This window comes from Variovorax sp. LjRoot130 (genome assembly GCF_964253755.1).
Taxonomy (GTDB): Bacteria; Pseudomonadota; Gammaproteobacteria; order Burkholderiales; family Burkholderiaceae_C; genus Variovorax.
Genome location: NZ_CAXURM020000001.1, coordinates 997,601 through 1,013,455 on the forward strand (window position 1 = coordinate 997,601; position 15,855 = coordinate 1,013,455).

Annotated in this window: 12 protein-coding genes; 9 read left to right on the forward strand and 3 right to left on the reverse strand. The window is 67.0% G+C overall.

Annotated elements, in window-relative coordinates:
• Positions 1–15: 15 nt before the first annotated feature.
• From ACSQ86_RS05015 to ACSQ86_RS05025, 3 genes are all read left to right on the forward strand, one after another.
• The gene (locus tag ACSQ86_RS05015) at positions 16–252 is read left to right on the forward strand and encodes a Fis family transcriptional regulator (protein ID WP_028259705.1); all 237 of its coding nucleotides are present in this window, start codon (positions 16–18) and stop codon (positions 250–252) included.
• A 6-nt stretch (positions 253–258) separates the two neighbouring features.
• Entirely contained in the window at positions 259–1,830 is a 1,572-nt protein-coding gene (gene purH, locus ACSQ86_RS05020) for a bifunctional phosphoribosylaminoimidazolecarboxamide formyltransferase/IMP cyclohydrolase (RefSeq protein WP_093109551.1), read from the forward strand.
• 105 nt (positions 1,831–1,935) lie between these two features.
• Complete coding sequence (locus ACSQ86_RS05025) at positions 1,936–3,033, forward strand: IS5 family transposase (protein WP_436308556.1); 1,098 nt, start codon at positions 1,936–1,938, stop codon at positions 3,031–3,033.
• Between the two features lie 136 nt (positions 3,034–3,169).
• On the opposite strand, the gene ACSQ86_RS05030 is transcribed toward ACSQ86_RS05025, so the two are convergent.
• The 3 genes from ACSQ86_RS05030 to thiD all read right to left on the reverse strand — a co-directional run bounded on the left by ACSQ86_RS05030 (position 3,170) and on the right by thiD (position 5,881).
• Positions 3,170–3,385, reverse strand: a complete 216-nt coding sequence (locus ACSQ86_RS05030; RefSeq protein WP_436302890.1) for a hypothetical protein — start codon at positions 3,383–3,385, stop codon at positions 3,170–3,172.
• Between the two features lie 241 nt (positions 3,386–3,626).
• Positions 3,627–4,922, reverse strand: coding sequence for a glutamate-1-semialdehyde 2,1-aminomutase (gene hemL, locus ACSQ86_RS05035; RefSeq protein ID WP_436302892.1), 1,296 nt, complete (start codon positions 4,920–4,922; stop codon positions 3,627–3,629).
• Positions 4,922–5,881: a bifunctional hydroxymethylpyrimidine kinase/phosphomethylpyrimidine kinase gene (gene thiD / locus ACSQ86_RS05040; RefSeq protein ID WP_093109553.1), complete on the reverse strand. Its 960-nt coding sequence runs from the start codon at positions 5,879–5,881 to the stop codon at positions 4,922–4,924. The genes hemL and thiD overlap by 1 nt, the downstream gene beginning before the upstream one ends.
• A 109-nt stretch (positions 5,882–5,990) precedes the next feature.
• Between thiD and ACSQ86_RS05045 the strand changes: the two genes are divergently transcribed.
• From ACSQ86_RS05045 to ACSQ86_RS05070, 6 genes are all read left to right on the forward strand, one after another.
• Complete coding sequence (locus ACSQ86_RS05045) at positions 5,991–6,161, forward strand: rubredoxin (RefSeq protein ID WP_093109554.1); 171 nt, start codon at positions 5,991–5,993, stop codon at positions 6,159–6,161.
• Positions 6,162–6,238: 77 nt separating this feature from the next.
• The gene (locus ACSQ86_RS05050; protein WP_093109555.1) at positions 6,239–6,637 is read left to right on the forward strand and encodes a response regulator; all 399 of its coding nucleotides are present in this window, start codon (positions 6,239–6,241) and stop codon (positions 6,635–6,637) included.
• On the forward strand, positions 6,637–7,002 hold the full coding sequence (locus tag ACSQ86_RS05055) for a response regulator (RefSeq protein ID WP_093109556.1): 366 nt from the start codon (positions 6,637–6,639) through the stop codon (positions 7,000–7,002). The genes ACSQ86_RS05050 and ACSQ86_RS05055 overlap by 1 nt, the downstream gene beginning before the upstream one ends.
• Positions 7,003–7,020: 18 nt before the next feature.
• Entirely contained in the window at positions 7,021–7,554 is a 534-nt protein-coding gene (locus ACSQ86_RS05060; protein WP_093109557.1) for a chemotaxis protein CheW, read from the forward strand.
• 223 nt (positions 7,555–7,777) lie between these two features.
• Positions 7,778–9,925 carry a methyl-accepting chemotaxis protein gene (locus ACSQ86_RS05065; RefSeq protein ID WP_436306255.1) on the forward strand — a complete coding sequence of 716 codons (2,148 nt, stop codon included), beginning with the start codon at positions 7,778–7,780 and terminating at the stop codon, positions 9,923–9,925.
• Between the two features lie 16 nt (positions 9,926–9,941).
• Complete coding sequence (locus ACSQ86_RS05070; protein WP_436302893.1) at positions 9,942–15,848, forward strand: Hpt domain-containing protein; 5,907 nt, start codon at positions 9,942–9,944, stop codon at positions 15,846–15,848.
• Positions 15,849–15,855: the final 7 nt, after the last annotated feature.

Below are 15,855 nucleotides of genomic sequence, written 5' to 3' on the forward strand. Positions count from 1 at the left end.
GAAGAGAAGAGGGCCATGAGCAAGAAACATATCGAAGACTGCGTGCGCAACAGTCTGGACAGTTATTTCCGTGACCTGCGCGGCACCGAACCCGACGGCATGTACGAGATGCTGGTGCGCGTGGTGGAGAAACCCTTGCTCGACGTCGTGATGACGCGGGCCGAAGGCAACCAGTCCAAGGCCGCGCAGTGGTTGGGCCTGAATCGCAATACGCTTCGAAAAAAGCTGGTCGAACACAAACTCCTGAAGTAGTCCTTGATGAATGCACTGATTTCCGTTTCCGACAAGACCGGCATCCTCGAATTCGCGCAGGCGCTCCACGCGCTGGACATCCGCCTGTTCTCGACCGGCGGCACCGCCAAGCTGCTGGCCGATGCCGGCCTGCCGGTGACCGAAGTGGCCGAGCTCACCGGCTTTCCCGAGATGCTCGACGGCCGCGTGAAGACGCTGCATCCCAAGGTGCATGGCGGCCTGCTGGCGCGGCGCGACGTGCCGGCGCACATGGCGGCGCTGAAGGCGCACGGCATCGACACCATCGACCTGCTGGTGGTCAACCTCTATCCCTTCGAAGCCACGGTGGCCAAGCCCGGCTGCACCTTGGAGGACGCGATCGAGAACATCGACATCGGCGGCCCGGCCATGGTGCGCAGCGCGGCGAAGAACTGGAAGGACGTCGGCGTGCTGACCGACGCGGCGCAATACCCGCAGGCACTGGCCGAGCTCAAGGCCGACGGCAAGCTCAGCGACAAGACCAGGTTCGCCTTCTCCGTCGCCGCCTTCAACCGCATCAGTCAGTACGACGGCGCGATCAGCGACTACCTCTCGGGCATTCAGGGCGACGGCAGCCATGCGCTCTTCCCTGCGCAGAGCAACGGCCGCTTCATCAAGCTGCAGGACCTGCGCTACGGCGAGAACCCGCACCAGCAGGCCGCGTTCTACCGCGACCTGTACCCCGCGCCCGGTTCGCTGGTCACGGCCAAGCAGCTGCAGGGCAAGGAGCTCAGCTACAACAACATCGCCGATGCCGATGCCGCCTGGGAGTGCGTGAAGAGCTTCGACACGCCGGCATGCGTGATCGTCAAGCATGCCAACCCGTGCGGCGTTGCCGTGGGCAAGGATGCACACGAGGCTTACGCCAAGGCCTTCAAGACGGATCCGACCTCGGCCTTCGGCGGCATCATCGCCTTCAACCGGCCGGTGGACCGTGCCGCGGCCGAAGCTGTGAGCAAGCAGTTCGTCGAAGTGCTGATGGCGCCGGGCTATGCGCCGGAGGCGCTCGAGGTGTTCAAGAGCAAGGTCAATGTGCGCATCCTGGAGATCGCGCTGCCGCCGGGCGGCACCAGCGACTGGGACAACGGCCGCAACGCGGTGGACGTGAAGCGCATCGGTTCTGGCCTCCTGATGCAGACCGCCGACAACCGCGAGCTCTCGATCGACGAGCTCAAGGTGGTGAGCAAGAAGCAACCCACGCCGCAGCAGCTGCAGGATCTTCTGTTCGCATGGAAGGTCGCGAAGTTCGTCAAGAGCAACGCGATCGTGTTCTGCGCCGACGGCATGACCATGGGTGTCGGCGCCGGCCAGATGAGCCGGCTCGATTCGGCGCGCATCGCGAGCATCAAGGCGCAGCACGCGGGCTTGTCGCTGCAAGGCACGGCGGTCGCGAGCGACGCCTTCTTTCCGTTCCGAGACGGGCTCGACGTGGTGGTCGATGCCGGCGCGAGTTGCGTGATCCAGCCCGGCGGCTCGATGCGCGATCAGGAGGTGATCGATGCCGCGGACGAACGCGGCGTGGTCATGGTGCTGTCAGGCGTGCGCCATTTCAGGCACTAGAGGGCCTGTTAGCAGGCCCTAGCAGGCTGCTGAAATACCTCATTCGAAAGTCCCCCGTCAGTGAGCCTGGGGCGTTGTCTTTGCAGACCCACGAAACCCCCTGCGATGCGCGGCCCTGACACATTCACCGAAGGTTTGTTCACCATGAGACGGCTGGACGACTTCGTTCCCGCCGACCATCCGCTGCGCCGCATCCGGGTGATGGTCAATGAGGCGCTGTCCAAGATGGACGAGTTGTTCTCTCGGATGTACGAGGCCGACATCAAGGGCGGCCGCCCGAGCATCGCGCCGGAGAAGCTGCTGCGGGCGATGCTGTTGCAGATCCTGTTCAGCATCCGCTCGGAGCGCCAGCTCATGGAGCAGACGCAATACAACATGCTGTTTCGTTGGTTCATCGGCTTGGCGATGGACGACGCGGTGTGGGTGCCGACGGTGTTCAGCAAGAACCGCCAGCGCCTGATCGAGCACGATGCGGTGGTCGCCTTCTTCAACGAAGTGCTGGAGACGGCCGAGAACAAGGATTGGTTGTCGGGTGAGCACTTCAGCGTCGATGGCACGCTGATCCAGGCCTGGGCCGGACACAAGAGCTTCGTTCGCAAGGACGGTGACGACGATGGCGGCAGTGGCGGGGACTTCAAGGGGCAGCGACGCAGCAACGAAACGCACGAGTCGAAGAGCGATCCCGATTCGAGGCTGTACCGCAAGGGCAAGACTGCCAGCGAGTTGCGCTACATGGGGCACACACTCACCGACAACCGTCACGGCCTGGTCGTCAACGCCATGGTCACGCAGGCCGACGGCTTTGCCGAACGTGAAGCGGCCAAGGCCATGATCAGGGACGCACGCCAAGCCACCGCGAGTCCGGATACCGAGGTCACGCTGGGCGCCGACAAGGGCTATGACGCGGCCGAGTTCATCGAGGCGCTGCATCGCATGAAGGTCACGCCGCATGTGGCACAGAACAAATCGGGGCGTCGCTCGGCGGTGGCCGACGAGATCGCCCAGAGCGAGGGCTATGCGATCTCGCAGCGCAAGCGAAAGCTCATCGAGCAGGGCTTCGGCTGGGCCAAGTTCGTCGGCCCCATCCGGCAGGTGATGGTTCGCGGCATCAAGAAGGTCGACCAGTTGTTCGTGCTGACGATGGCCGCCTACAACCTCGTGCGCATGCGGACCTTGGCACAAGTCCGTCCGTTGGCCTCGTAGCGGGTCAACGAGAGCCGAAAACGGGCCCTCGAAGCGGGAAAACGGCGACGGCAGCGAGCCTGGAGCGTCGAAATCACCCAATCGCCTTCTTCAGTGCGCAGGATGCCTTGGGCGCGCTTGGTACTTCAGCAGCCTGCTAGGCTCCGAAGCGGTACTTGAGCTGGAAGCTCATCGCGCCGTAGAGGCGGTTCCTGATGTTGGGAACGATGGCGATGTTGAGCCCCCAGTTCTTGCCTTCGATGGCCGCGGGCGGGATCAGCGCCGGAAACCAACCGCCGTTGTTGGACCGCGGGTAGCCGTCGAAGGCGCCGACCACGGCGCCGAACTTCACGCCATGGAACTCGAAGGGCATGACGTATAGCCCGACGTAACGCGAGCGCTCGCGGTCGCTGTTGCGGAACAGGCCGGCGGTGAGCGAGTAGGTCTCGTCGAGCGGCCATTCGATGCCGAGGCCGGGTTGCCGTCCGCCGGCCCCTTGTCGCGGTCGAAGTGATGGGAGTAGAAGCCGGCGTTGAATCAGGCCTTGCCGATATCGGCCTGCGCGAAGGCCAGGCCGGGCGCGAGGACCAGCCAGGGCAGCAAGCTGCGGAGTCTCATGCGCGCAGCGTCTTGAAGATTTGGCGCGCCGCCTCGACGGTTGCGGCAATGTCTTCGTCGCTGTGGGCCGCGCTCACGAAGCCGGCCTCGTACAGCGCCGGCGCTATGTAGACGCCGCGTTCGAGCAGGCCGTGGAACAGGGCATTGAATTTCGTGTTGTCGGTGGTCATGACCGTGCCGTAGTTCTGCGGCAGCGCATCAAGCAGGAAGAAGCCGAACATGCCGCCTTCGCTGTCGGCGCTGAAGGCGATGCCTTCCGCCGCGGCGGCCGACTTCAGCCCGTCGACCAGCGTACGGGTCTTGTGTGACAGCGCGTCGAAGAAGCCGGGCCTGGCCACTTCCTTCAATGTCGCGAGGCCGCAGGCCGTGGCCACCGGGTTGCCGGAGAGCGTGCCGGCCTGGTACACGGGCCCGAGCGGCGCGAGCTGCTCCATGATCGCGCGCGGCCCGCCGAAGGCCGCGAGCGGCATGCCGCCGCCGATCACCTTGCCCAGCACCGTGAGGTCGGGCGTGATGCCCAGCACGCCCTGGGCGCCCTGCAGGCCGACGCGGAAGCCGGTCATGACCTCGTCGAACACCAGCAGCGCGCCGTGCTTCGTGCAGAGCTCGCGGCAGCGCTGGGCGAAGGCGGCGCTCGCGCGCACGAAGTTCATGTTGCCGGCGATCGCCTCGATCATCAGGCAGGCGATCTCGTGGCCATGCAGCGTGAAGGCTTCCTCGAGCTGCGCGAGGTTGTTGTATTCGAGGACCAGCGTGTGCTGCACCACCTCGGGCGGCACGCCGGCCGAGGTCGGGTTGCCGAAGGTCGCGAGGCCCGAGCCGGCCTTGACCAGCAGCGCATCGGCGTGACCGTGGTAGCAGCCTTCGAACTTGATGATGTACTTGCGCCCGGTCGCGCCGCGCGCCAGGCGCAGCGCGCTCATCGCGGCTTCGGTGCCGGAGCTCACGAGGCGCACCATCTCCATCGACGGCACGAGTGCCAGGATGGCTTCGGCGAGTTCGATCTCGCGCTCGGTCGGTGCGCCGAAGGAGAAGCCCTCTGTCACGGCGCGCTGTACCGCATCGACCACTGCGGGATGGCCGTGGCCCAGGATCATCGGTCCCCAGGAGCCGATGTAGTCGATGTAGCGCTGGTCCGCGGCATCCCAGAAGTAGGCGCCCTGCGCGCGCTTGACAAAGCGCGGCGTACCGCCGACGGCCCTGAAGGCGCGCACGGGCGAGTTGACCCCGCCTGGAATCACGGCGCGGGCGCGCTCGAAGAGGATGTCGTTCTTGTCGGTGGCGTGTGGCATCAGTGGCGAGTGTCGTGTGGAGGCAGGGCAAAGTCAGTGGGAGAGGCGGGATCGTCGTCGTTGTCTTCGTCGTCCTCGGGCTGGGCCCAGAACAGGCGGTCGGGCAGCACGTGGCCCATGCCGGGGCGGAAGCCGGCATCGAGACAGCGGTCCATGTAGCTCAGCGCTTCGGTGGTGGCCGCGACCAGGTCGGTGCCGCTGGCGAGCAGCGCGGCCAGCGCGGCGGAGAGCGTGTCGCCCGCGCCGGCGAACACGGCATCGAGGCGCTCGTACTTCTCGCTCGCTAGCACCGACTGCGGCGATGCCAGCACGTTGTCGATGAACTGATCGGGTAGGACCAGCCCGGTCACCAGCGTGTAGGGCACGCCGACTTCGCCGGCCGCCTTGGCGATGTCGCGCGCGGTGGGCGGGCGCTCGCCGGCCCAGTCCGGCAGCAGCCATCGCCACAACGTGCTGTGGTTGCCGACCAGCACGGTCGTCTGCGGCAGCACGAGCTCGCGAAACGCATCGAGATAGGCCTCGATCTGCGTGTCTTCCCACCAGGAGAGGTTGGGCATGTAGGCGACCACCGGCACTTCGGGATAGTCGGTCGCGGTCTCGGCCACGGTGCTGAGGTTCTCGGGCGAGCCGACGAAGCCCACCTTGATGAGCTGGACCTCCACGTCTTCGAGAATGGCACGCGCCTGTTCGGCGACGGCCTCCTCATCGAAGGTGAAGTGATCGAAAATTTCAGCGGTGTCGCGCGCGTAGGCGCCGGTCACGACCGGCAGCATGTGGGCGCCGACTGATGCCATGGCCAGGGCATCGCAGCCCAGGCCGCCGGCTCCGCTCGGATCGCTCGCGTTGAAGACCAGCACGCACGGCGGATTCAACTCGCTTTCGGCGGTTTCATCGTTCGGGGGGTCGGTAAGATCGCTCACTTTGCGGTCGTGCTCTGGTGGTAGTAGGAAAGTTGTCATACGCCACAGGGCTCACCAGATGGTGGCATATCTGAGACGCTTGTCACGGGTTTTGGTGATACGTTTAGATACGATCGTTGCATTCTATGAACAGGGACTTTAAGCTGCGATGAATACGAAAACCTGGATGTGCCTGATTTGCGGGTGGATCTACGACGAAGCGGTGGGAGTGCCAGAAGATGGTATTGCGCCCGGCACGGCATGGGCAGATGTTCCGATGAACTGGACCTGTCCCGAATGCGGGGCGCGCAAGGAAGACTTCGAAATGGTTGAAATCTGAAGCATGGCATAGGGCGTGCTTCTTTGCGTCCCTCGTCGAGGGCGTTGCGGTCATCGGGGTATTAAAGGAGCGTGCGAATGAGCGCGAACGGATCGGGTTACAAGGTGCTCGTCATCGACGACAGCAACACCATTCGGCGCAGCGCCGAGATCTTCCTCAAGCAGGGAGGCCACGAGGTCCTGCTGGCCGAAGACGGGTTCGACGCATTGTCGAAAGTCAATGATCACAAGCCGCACCTCATCTTCTGCGACATCCTCATGCCGCGCCTCGACGGTTATCAGACCTGCGCCATCATCAAGCGCAACGCCCATTTTTCCAATGTCCCGGTCGTGATGCTCTCCTCCAAGGATGGCGTGTTCGACAAGGCGCGCGGCCGCATGGTCGGCTCGCAGGACTATCTCACCAAACCCTTCACCAAAGACCAACTGCTCCAGGCTGTGCAGCAGTTCGGCATCGTTTCGCAGGAAGTGCAGTAATGGCTATTCGCAAGGTACTCGTGGTCGACGATTCCAAGACGGAATTGATCTTTCTCACCGAACTTCTTCAAAAGAACGGCTTTTCGGTGAAAACCGCCGAGAATGCCGAGGACGCGATGCGCCGGCTCGAGGAAGAGCAGCCCGACCTGATCCTCATGGACATTGTGATGCCGGGCCAGAACGGCTTCCAGCTCACGCGCGCGATCGCCCGCAATCCGCAATACGCATCGGTGCCGATCATCATGTGCACGAGCAAGAACCAGGAAACCGATCGCCTCTGGGGCATGCGCCAGGGTGCCCGCGACTACATCGTGAAGCCGGTCAATGCCGCCGAGCTGATGGCAAAGATCAGCGCGCTCGCCTGATCCGACAGTTCTCCGTACATGGCCAACCGCGACGCTCTCCGCGCATTCCAGTCCCGGCTTGCCAGCCGCCTGCAGGCGGCGCGCACCTCGGGCGTTTCCGCTTCGTGGCTCGCCGTGGAGGCGGGCGAGTCGAAGTACCTGTTTCCTCTCGGCCACGCCGGCGAGATTTTTCCGTGGACGCCCCCGCAGGCCGTGCCGTACACCGAGCCTTGGTTCCTGGGCGTTGCCAACCTGCGCGGCGGGCTGTACGGCATCGTGCAGCTTTCCACTTTCGCCTCGGGCTCGGCCGCTGCACCCGTGCAGAGCGAAGCGGCGCGCGCCCAATCACGCCTCGTTGCACTCAACGAGATGCTTGAAGTCAATTGCGCCTTGCTGATCGACCGGCTGGTCGGTCTGCGCGGCGTCGAAGCCTTCACCGAATCGCAGGCCCCGGATGGCGACGCCCCGGCCTGGCTGGGACATTCGTACACCGACGCCGCCGGCGGGCGCTGGCAGGAAATCAACCTGCAGGCGCTATCCCAGCAACCTCAATTTTTGAGCATCGGCGCCTGAGCGGAACGCTTGGCACCGATCACTACCTGAAGGACCGACCGTGAGCTCGATCGCCGACAAGTTCAAGAAATTCCTGCCTGCGGGCGACAACGGCACGCTGCGCGTCGACAGCGCTTCGACACTGTCGCTCGACAGCGTCGAAACGCTGCAGCCGCCCGAAGAAAAGACGGTGCGCATCCGACGCGATTCGGCGCCCGAGCCGAAGCCGGACGCGGTCCTCGCCATGGACGCCGCCAACGACCAGGCGCCGGCCGGCAGCCTCGATGAACCGGTGCAGGCCGAAACACAGGGTGCGGTTCCGCCGGGACCCGCGGGCGCGGTGCGCTCTCTGCGCTCGAACCCGGCGCGCCAGCAGCGCGTGCTCGCGATCGTGCTCGCGACCGTGGTGCTGTTGCTGCTGCTCGTCGCCGGCTCCGCCATCCTGCGCGCCGAACGGCTGGCGCAACAGGTCGCGGCCACCGGCCAGTCGCTGATGCAGTCGCAGCGTCTCGCCAAGTCGGTCTCGCAGGCGCTGGTGGGCAACGTTCCCGCCTTCGCGGAAGTCAAGGACAGCTCGGATGACCTCACGCGGCGCGTGCAGGGCCTGGCGAACGGCGACGATTCGCTCAAGCTGGAGCGCGTGGGCGGCCAGTACGACGCCGAGCTCGGCAAGATCACGCCGCTGGTCGAGCGCGCGGACAAGAGCGCCAAGGCCGTGCTGGCCCAGCAGCAGATCCTGACGCAGGTCGGTAACGCGCTGCGCGACATCAATCGCCAGTCTTCGGATCTGCTCGAAATGACCGAGACCGTGGCCTCGCTCAAGATGCAGCAGAACGCCAGCCTGCCGGAGATCTCGGCCGCCGGCCAGCTGGTGATGCTGACACAGCGCATCGGCAAGTCGGCCAACGAGTTCCTCACGGTCGAAGGCGTGAGCCCCGACGCCGTGTTCCTGCTCGGCAAGGACCTGAATACCTTCCAGGAAGTCACGCGCGGCCTGCTCGAGGGCAATGCCCAGCAGCGCCTGCCCGGCTCGCGCGATCCGCAGACGCGCCAGCAGCTCGAGGCCATCCTCAAGACCTACGAACAGACGCGCACGCAAGCCGGCGCCATTCTGGGCAACCTCCAGGGCCTGGTCGCCGCGCGCGAAGCGCAGGCCGCCATCCTGGCCGACAGCGAACCGCTGCGCACCTCGCTCGGCGACCTGCAGGACAAGCTCTCTGCCCGCACCGGCCTCGGCGCCGGCACGGTGGTGATGCTGTTCGTGCTGTCGCTGGCCGCGCTGGCGCTGGCCGGTGCGATCGGTTTCGTGCAGGTGCGCGAAGGCCGCGAACGTGCGCTGGCTGCCGAGCGCGAACGCCTCGCTGCCGAGCGCGCGAGCGAAGACGCGGGCCGCGTCAATGCCGCCAACCAGGCGGCCATTTTGCGGCTCATGAACGAACTGCAAACGGTGGCCGAAGGCGATCTGACGCAGGAAGCCACGGTGACCGAAGACATCACGGGCGCCATCGCCGACTCGGTGAACTACACGGTGGAAGAACTTCGCCTGCTGGTGGGCAACGTGCAGAACACGGCCACGCGTGTGGCGCAGACGACGTCGCAGGTGGAAAGCACCTCGACCGAGCTGCTCGCTGCCTCGACCGAACAGCTGCGCGAGATTCGCGAAACCGGCCAGTCGGTGCTGACGATGGCCGAGCGAATCAACGGCGTGTCCTCGCAAGCGCAAGAGTCGGCCACGGTGGCGCGCCAGTCGCTGGAAGCCGCTTCCTCCGGCCTGCAGGCCGTGCAGAACGCGATCGGCGGCATGAACTCGATCCGCGACCAGATCCAGGAAACCTCCAAGCGCATCAAGCGCCTCGGCGAATCCTCGCAGGAGATTGGTGAAATCACCGAGCTGATCTCGGACATTACCGAACAGACCAACGTGCTGGCGCTCAACGCCGCCATCCAGGCCGCGTCGGCCGGCGAGGCCGGCCGCGGCTTCTCGGTGGTGGCGGAAGAAGTGCAGCGACTGGCCGAACGCTCGGCGGACGCCACGCGTCAGATCTCGGCGCTGGTGAAGGCCATTCAGACCGACACGCAGGATGCGGTCGGCGCCATGGAGCGCTCCACGCAGGGTGTGGTGGAAGGGGCCAAGCTCTCCGACAACGCCGGTACCGCGCTGTCCGAGATCGACCGCGTGTCGCGCCGCCTCGCCGAGCTGATCGAGCAGATCTCGCAGTCCGCGTCCCGCGAGGCCGATTCGGCCAACGTCGTGGCAGCCAACATCCAGCACATTTTCGCCGTGACGGAGCAGACCGGCGAAGGTACGCGCACCACCGCGCAGCAGGTCCGCGAGCTCTCGCACATGGCCGAGGAACTGCGCCAGTCGGTGTCACGTTTCAAGATTGTCTGAACGCCGAGCGCAGAACGTGTCGATTCAAAGCCCTGCCACCGCCCCAGTAGCTGGCAACGCGCCAGCCACCGAAGATCTCGGGCCGCTGGCCTGGGTGCTCGGAGAAATCCAGAAGTCGCTCGACAACGTCAGTAAGACGCTGCGGCGCTTTGCCCGCGAGGCCGGCAGCGCCCCGGAGACCGACACCACGCCGCTGCGCTTGGCGCGGCAGCAGCTGCACCAAGCCGTCGGTGCGCTGCAGATGGTGGGCCATACGGCGCCGGCGCTGGTGCTGGGCGCGATGGAGTTCGCGGTCCAGAGCTTCATCACGGAGCCGGCGCGCTGCACCGAAGCCGCCGTCCACAAGATCGACCGCGCGGGCTTCGCCGCCACCGATTTCCTCAATGCGCTGCTGGCGGGCAAGACCGTGTCCTCGGTCGCGCTGTTCCCCCAGTACCGCGACGTGCTGGAACTGGTCGGCAACGAACGCGTCCACCCGGCCGACCTGTGGAGCATGAGCTGGCGCTGGGTCGAGATCAAGCCGGCGCCGACGCAGACCGCGCTGGTGTACGACCCGGCGGTCCGCTCCAAGCTCGACCGTGAAGTGCTCAAGATCGTCAAGAGCGGCGACGACCATGCCGCGCGGCGCCTTCAGGCCTTGTGCCTGGGCCTGGGGCGCGGCGCCTCGGTGCCGCGCGTCGCCAGTTTCTGGACCCTCGCGGCCGGCTTCTTCGAAGCCCTGGCGCTGTCGCTGATTCCGACCGATGCCCATGTGAAGCGCGCGGCCTCGCGCGTGCTGCTGCAGTACGCCACCCTGGCGCGCGGCGACAACACGGTGTCGGACCGCCTCGGCCAGGACCTGCTGTTCTTCTGCGCGCAAGCCGTGCCCGGCCCGCGCGACGAAGCCGCCACGCTGCGCGCGGTGCGCGTCGCCTGGGGCGTGGCCAACGAGCAGAAGGTCGACTACGCGATCGAACAATTCGGCCGCTTCGACCCGCTGGTACTCGCGCAGGCACGCAAGCGCATCGAGGCCGCCAAGGAAATGTGGTCGGCGCTCTCGGGCGGCGACGTTTCGCGCACGCGGCAGGTGGCCGACACCTTCGCCCAGCTCGGCGAATCGCTGCAGAAGCTGCATCCGCCGAGCCTGCCGATGGTGCAGGCCCTGAACAATGCAGTCGACGCCTCGCTGCGTTCGGGCAAGCCGCCGGCCACCGAGCTGGCGATGGAAGTCGCGACCTCGGTCCTCTATCTCGAAGCCGCCTTCGAAGATCTCGATCCGCACGACCGGCAATTGACGGCCCGCACGGTGCAACTGGCCGGCCGCATCGAACGCGTACGCGAAGGCGGCCGTTCGGAACCGCTCGAGCCGTGGATGGAGGAGCTCTATCGCCGCGTGAGCGACCGCCAGACCATGGGCACGGTGGTCGGCGAACTGCGCGCCCACCTGAGCGAACTCGAGAAGTCGCTCGACCAGTTCTTCCGCCGCCCGGCCGACAAGAGCGTGCTGCGTGCGGTACCGACCCAGCTGCTGCAGATGCGCGGCGTGTTCTCGGTGCTCGGCCTCGACCAGGCCGCGCAGACCGTGCAGCGTATGCGCGAGAACGTCGACCAACTGCTGGCCGAGGAAGCCGCCGCCACCGAAGCCAGCGATTTCGATGCGCTCGGCAACAACCTCGGCGCGCTGGGCTTCCTGATCGACATGCTCGGCTACCAGCCGGCGCTGGCCAAGCGCCTGTTCGTGTTCGACAGCGAAGCCGGCGAACTCAAGCCGCTGATGGGCCGCCAGGCCAACGACACCGCCGAGCCCGAAGCGACGGCGCCGGTTTCCTTTGCCTCCGCATCGGGACCCGTCTCGGTCACCGACACCGTGCTGAGCGTCGAGGAAGTCGATGCGCAGATCGCTGCCAAGCTCGCCGCGCTGGCCGGCCCGACCCGCAAGGCGCCTTCGCCGATCGAGGAATTCAGCAAGGCCACCGCGAGCTGGACCGCCAAGATCACCGGCCCCGCACCGCTGGAGGCCCTGCCCGACACCGAAGTGACGGAGCTCGAGGAAGACGATCTCCAGAACATCTTCCTCGACGAGGCCCGCGAGGTGTTGCATAACGGCCTGGCTGCCGTGTCAGCGCTCGGCGCGCAGCCGGACGACAACGGCGAGCTGACCGTGCTGCGGCGCGCCTTCCACACCCTCAAGGGCAGCTCGCGCATGGTCGGGCTGATGGATTTCGGCGAGGCTGCCTGGTCCTTTGAGCAGGTGCTCAACACCTGGCTGGCCGACCAGCGTCCGGCTACGCCCGAATTGCTTGCCGGCACCAAGCGCGCACTGACGGACTTCGCCAAGTGGGTCGAAGCCATCGCTGCCAACGAGCCGCACGGCTGGCAATCCGCACCCTTCCGCGGCGTGGCGGAAGCCTTGCGCACGGGTGAGCCGATCGCGCCGCCGGCGCGCGTGGCCGATGCCGAAGCCCTGGTGGCAGCGGCGCGCCACATCGCGGCCGAAGAAACGATGGCCGAGGCCAAGGCTGCGCCCGACGCGCAGCCCGAACCGCTGCCCCTGCCGGAACTGCCCGAGCTCGAACTCGACATGGCGCCGATGGCTTTCGAGGCGCCGAGCGAGGCCGTGCCGGAGCCGGTGCCTCCTTCCGCCACCACCTCCGCCGACGACTTCGCCTCGACCGATTTCCTCGATTTCGAAGTCAAGCCGGCCCCTGCGCTGGAAGAGCCCGTGCCGCCGGCCGAGCTCGAAGAAATCGACTTCCTCGAAACCGCGCACGTCTCGATCGAGCCGGCGCTGGCGCTGCCGGCCGAGCCCGTCTTCGAGGCTCCTGCCTCGATCCCGGCCCCAGTGGCGGAATCCGAGCCGACGCCGGAGCCGGCACAGGCGCTGCACGTCGAGCCTGAAGCCATGCCGGAGCCCGAAGCCCCGGCGGTCGCCGAGGAGGCGCTGGAAGAACTGCCGCAAGCGCTGCAAGCAGAACCCGAGGCGGTTGCGGCAAGCGCGGAGCCCGAAGCCGAGCCCGAGCGTCCGGCCGCACCGAGCGCCGACGACCAGGTCAAGGTGATCGGCCCGCTTCGCATCGGCATCGCGCTCTACAACGTCTATCTCAACGAAGCCGACGAATGGTCGCGCCAGCTGGCCATCGAGGTCGGCGAGTGGGCGCTCGAATCGCACGAACGCGTGTCGGACTCGACCATCGGGCTCGCCCATTCGCTCGCCGGCAGTTCCGCGACCGTGGGCTTCCAGGGCCTGTCGGACATGGCGCGCTCGATCGAGGCGGCGCTGCAGCATCTGCACATGCAGGGCCGCGGCACGCCGGCGCAGGGCGCCGTGCTGGTGACGGCGGCCGAAGAGTTGCGGCGCCTGCTGCACCAGTTCGCCGCCGGCTTCCTGCACGAGCCCGCCCAAGAAACCATGCGCGCGCTGCGCGATGTCGCCGCCTCGCCGATGCCGCTCGACATGGGCGAAGCGGCGATCGGGTCCGCAGCCTCGTTGCGCTTCGCCGTGGCCGATGTGGCGCTCGACGATTCCGAGGACGCGATCGACGTCACCGACGTGATCGACGTCGACCTGTTCCCGATCTTCGAGGAAGAGGCGGCCGAACTGCTGCCTCAGCTCGGCACGGCATTGCGCGAGTGGTCGCAGCATCTCGACGATCCGGCGCCCCGCGCCTCCACGCTGCGCACCTTGCACACGCTCAAGGGCAGTGCCCGGCTGGCCGGCGCCATGCGACTGGGCGAACGTGCCCACCGCATGGAATCCGAGATCGAGGCGATCAGCGCCGAGGGTGCGGACCGCCAGGCGATCGAGCACTTGCTGACCCGCTTCGACACGCTGCAGGTCACCTTCGACGGGCTGCGTGCCGCCGACGACGCCATCCAGACCGAGCTGGTGCAGCGGGTGGTCGCTGCCGCTCCGGCAGCGCCCGCCGTATCGGCCGCAGCAGAAGCGCGAGCCGACACGGCCGAGCCGAAGGCAGGCACGCCCGAGCCGGCACCCGTCGCCGAGGCCGATACAGCGCGCCGCGCGGTGGCGCTGCCCTCGCCGTCCGCGCTCACGCCGCTGCGCACCATCTCGAGCCAGGCAGTGCGCATTCGCACCCACCTGCTCGACCGCCTGGTGGCACAGGCCGGCGAGGTCATCATCACGCGCTCGCGGCTCGAGGCCGAACTGGGCCAGTTGCGCAGCTCGCTGGGCGACCTCACCGGCAACCTGGACCGCCTGCGCCAGCAGCTGCGCGACATCGAGGTCCAGGCCGAAAGCCAGATGCAATCGCGCCTGGCGCAGGCCAAGGACTCGCAGCAGGGCTTCGACCCGCTCGAGTTCGACCGCTTCACGCGCGTGCAGGAACTCACGCGCATGATGGCCGAGTCGGTCAACGACGTGGCGACCGTCCAGCGCACGCTCCAGAAGACCGTGCAGGCGACCGAAGACGACCTCAGCGCGCAGGCGCGCCAGACGCGCGAACTCCAGCGCGGGCTGCTGCGCACGCGCATGGTCGAGTTCGAAGGCATTTCCGAGCGTCTCTATCGCGTGGTGCGGCAGGCCTCCAAGGACACCGGCAAGCAGGTGCGCCTGGACATCGTCGGCGGCTCGATCGAGATGGACCGGGGCGTGCTGGACCGCATGACGCCCGCCTTCGAGCATCTGCTGCGCAACTGCGTCGCGCACGGCATCGAGGACGTGGCGGCGCGCGAGAAGGCCGGCAAGGATGCCAGCGGCCTGATCGTCATCGACCTGCACCACGAGGGCAACGACGTCTCGGTGAGCTTCCGCGACGACGGCGCGGGCCTCAACCACAAGCGCATCGTCGAGCGCGCGCAGTCCCTGGGTCTGATCGCCCAAGGCCAGAAGCTCAGCGAAGACGAGGCCGCCGAACTGATCTTCCAGCCCGGCTTCTCGACAGCCGAGCAGGTGTCGGAGCTGGCCGGCCGTGGTATCGGCATGGACGTGGTGCGCGCGCAGATCGCGGCGCTCGGCGGCCGCATCGAAACCCAGAGCAAGCCGGGCGAGGGCACCAGCTTCAAGCTCGTGCTGCCGCTGACCACCGCCGTGACCCACGTGGTCATGCTGCGCACCGGCGCCACCTCGATCGGCGTGCCGTCCAACCTGGTGGAACTGGTTCAGCGCGCCAGCGGCTCCGAACTCGAAACCGCGTACCTCAACCAGCGCTATGCCTTCGCCGGCGAGCAGGTGCCTTTCTTCTGGGCCGGCGCATTGCTGCAGTCCTCGGCGCGCAGCGACCGCGCAATCGGCAAGACCAACACCATCGTCATGGTGCGCAGCGCGCAGCAGCGCGTGGCGCTGCACGTGGACGAAGTGCTGGGCAACCAGGAAGTCGTGGTCAAGAACCTCGGGCCGCAGCTCTCGCGGCTGCCGGGCATGGCTGGCATCTCGGTGCTGGCTTCCGGTGCGGTGGCGATGATCTACAACCCCGTCGCGCTGGCCGCGGTGCATGGCGAGAAAGCGCGCCAGCTTCAGGCCAAGGGCGCAGCGGCGGCGTCGTCGTCGCAGGGCGTGCGCAGCGCAGAACCCGCGCTGCCCCAGCCGGCGCCGCAGATTCCGCTGGTGCTGGTGGTCGACGACTCGATCACGGTGCGGCGCGTCACGCAGCGCTTGCTGCAGCGCGAAGGCTACCGCGTGTCGCTGGCGGCCGACGGCCTGCAGGCGCTCGAACGCCTGCAGCAGGAACGGCCGGCCGTGGTGCTGTCCGACATCGAGATGCCGCGCATGGACGGCTTCGACCTCGCGCGCAACATCCGCGCCGACGAGTCGCTGGCCGGCCTGCCGATCATCATGATCACCTCGCGCATCGCCGAGAAGCACCGCGATCACGCGCGTGCGCTGGGCGTCAACCACTACCTCGGCAAGCCCTACTCCGAAGAAGAGCTGCTGCGGCTGGTGCGCAGCTACACCAGCGCCGAGGTGCCGGTGGCGATGGCGGCTTGAGCCGGAT